Source organism: Pseudomonas sp. P5_B2 (genome assembly GCF_056400445.1).
Genome location: NZ_JBFULH010000557.1, coordinates 1 through 2,663, shown reverse-complemented (window position 1 = coordinate 2,663; position 2,663 = coordinate 1). Strand labels below are relative to the sequence as shown.

The window sequence follows — 2,663 nt, the reverse complement described above, 5'->3', positions numbered from 1 at the left end:
AGTTGGCCAACTGTAGGTCCAGGGATCGCTTCACTTCGCGATGCAGTGTCGGGTCTGCTGCAGGGATGGCCGCGTCGAGATCGCGGGCGCGGCAAACGATGGCATTGAACTCCTGGGAAAACTCGATCGCGGGTCCCAGCACGCGGTGATGGACTTCCAGGCTGGCGGGTCGCTCGTGGGTAAAGCTGACCCTGACTGGCCGGAAAGACTGGCCGCTGAGATTGCTCAACGTGCGCACGATAATCCCAGTCGCCTGTTCGATCGCCTGGCGCCAGACGCCATGTTGGCCCTGCATGTTCACGCCCATATGCAACAGCACCAGGTCCCCGACATCCTCCAGCCGCATCTCCACGCCGGCGTTATGCAGCCGCGCGTAACGAGCGCAGGACAGCAAGGCTGAGCGCAGTGTCGGCTCTTCGCGAATGAGCAGCGCCAGCATGCCGAAGTTGGACAGTTGCCGCGATTGCGCCATCAACAGGCCAAACGCTTCATGGCCAGACAGGCGCGCGGACTCTTCCAGCAGCCATCCGACCGAATCGCTGCTGATCATGATGTTCGGATCGGCCAGGATACTGGCCGACAGTTTGGCCAGGCGCAGCATGCGAAACGGGTCCAGCCCTACGGAGCGGGCCACTTGCTCATAGTGGGTCAGGCTGGCACTTCGGGTCAGGGTGTACATGCTGGTCTGTCCCAATTTCACAAGATTGTGTCCTGCCAAGCTTAGTGCAGGACGCCCCGCCAGAGCTACCTTCAGGTCACTGAAAATAGTGGGGGCAGCGCCGTATCGGCCACCCGCTTGATAACAACAATAAAACCGATGAGGAGGCTGCATGGCCTTTCACCCAATCGCCGCGGACGATGACGACCGTGGCTGCGTCAACGTTGCGCGCAAATATGCCTGGATGGTCTTTGCACTGACCTTCGGCCTGTTGATTTCCGATTACATGTCGCGCCAAGTGCTCAACGCGGTGTTCCCGCTGCTCAAGAGCGAGTGGGCACTGAGTGACGGTCAGCTCGGCCTGCTCAGTGGCATCGTCGCCCTGATGGTCGGCCTGCTGACATTCCCACTGTCGTTGATGGCCGACCGCTTCGGCCGAGTAAAGAGCCTGGCGCTGATGGCTCTATTGTGGAGCCTGGCCACACTGGGTTGCGCCCTGGCGCAGGACTACCAGCAGATGTTTATTGCACGCTTCATGGTCGGCGTCGGCGAAGCCGCTTACGGCAGCGTGGGCATCGCGGTAGTGATTTCGGTGTTCCCTAAACACATGCGCGCCACCCTGGCCAGCGCGTTCATGGCCGGCGGTTTGTTCGGCGCTGTGCTGGGCATGGCCTTGGGCGGCGCCATTGCGGCGAAACTGGGCTGGCGCTGGTCGTTCGCCGGCATGGCGCTGTTCGGCCTGTGCCTGGCGGTGCTGTACCCGCTCATCGTCAAGGAAGCGCGCATTGCTCCGCAGCGTGCTGCGCAGGCGTTGAACAAGATGGCGCAGGTCAAGCGTCCATTGTGCACCCTGTGGTCCAGCCGATCGGTGGTGGCGACCTATGTCGGCAGTGGTTTGCAGTTGTTCGTGGGCGGTACGGTCATGGTGTGGATTCCCAGCTACCTCAACCGCTACTACGACATGCCGACCGACAAGGCCGGCGGCATGGCGGCGCTCATCGTGCTGTGCAGCGGTGTGGGGATGATTTTGTGCGGCATGCTCAGTGATCGCCTGTGCCGCAATTCGCCGGAACGCAAGGTCAGCCTGGCCATCGCGTTCTGCCTGGGCAGCTGCCTGTTGTTGTCGGTGTCGTTCGCGTTGCAGGCGGGCCCTGTGCAGTTGCTGTTGATCTGCCTGGGCATGCTGATTGCCACCGGTACCACCGGCCCCGCCGGAGCGATGGTGGCCAACCTGACCCATTACTCGGTGCACGGCACCGCGTTCGCCACGCTGACCCTGGCCAACAATCTGTTGGGCCTGGCCCCGGGGCCGTTTCTTACCGGGCGGGTGTCCGATCTGATCGGGCTGCACGCCGCGTTTCAACTCGTGCCCCTGGTCAGCCTCGCGGCAGCGGCGGTGTTCTTTTATGCCAAGTGTCACTACCACAAAGATATTGCCCGTTTAACGGGTGACAGCGTTGCGGCCCCCATCCATGGCGCCGCGTTAGAGGTGAAGTTGTGAGTCGTCGTTTACGTATTGATGTGTTTTTCGATTGCCCCTGCTACCCGGTCGGCAAACGTCAGCAAGAGCAATCTGCACAACCTTCTCAAGGGTCGGGCCAGGGCGAGGAGTCCACGTCATGAGCGCCATTGCTTTGACCCGGGTCCAGAGCCGCGCACGCGAATTGGCACCGGGTTTTATCGTCAGCCTGATCGTAGCGGCCGCCGCTTCGTTTTTGTCCGAGCACTATGGTGCGCCGGTCATGCTGTTCGCCTTGTTGCTGGGAATGGCCCTGAACTTTCTTGCGGACGAAGGTCCGTGCAAGGCCGGTGTCGAGTTCACTTCGCGGACGGTACTGCGCATAGGCGTGGCGCTGCTGGGGATGCGCATCACCCTGGAGCAAATGGCCGCGCTGGGCTGGAAGCCGATGGCGCTGGTGGTGATCCTGGTAGTGGTGACCATAGGCGTCTCGGTGATCGCCGCCAGGTTGCTCGGCTTTTCCCGCTTGTTCGGCATGCTCACCGG

3 protein-coding genes are annotated in these 2,663 nt (G+C 61.9%); 2 read left to right on the top strand and 1 reads right to left on the bottom strand.

Features of this window, described 5'->3' with window-relative positions:
• A partial coding sequence (locus AC1DRJ_RS23905; RefSeq protein WP_477804324.1) for an AraC family transcriptional regulator occupies positions 1-700 on the bottom strand: 700 nt, incomplete at its 3' end.
• 130 nt (positions 701-830) lie between these two features.
• Between AC1DRJ_RS23905 and AC1DRJ_RS23900 the strand changes: the two genes are divergently transcribed.
• The gene (locus tag AC1DRJ_RS23900) at positions 831-2,159 is read left to right on the top strand and encodes an MFS transporter (RefSeq protein WP_477790078.1); all 1,329 of its coding nucleotides are present in this window, start codon (positions 831-833) and stop codon (positions 2,157-2,159) included.
• A 118-nt stretch (positions 2,160-2,277) separates the two neighbouring features.
• A partial coding sequence (locus AC1DRJ_RS23895) for a putative sulfate exporter family transporter (protein WP_477804323.1) occupies positions 2,278-2,663 on the top strand: 386 nt, incomplete at its 3' end.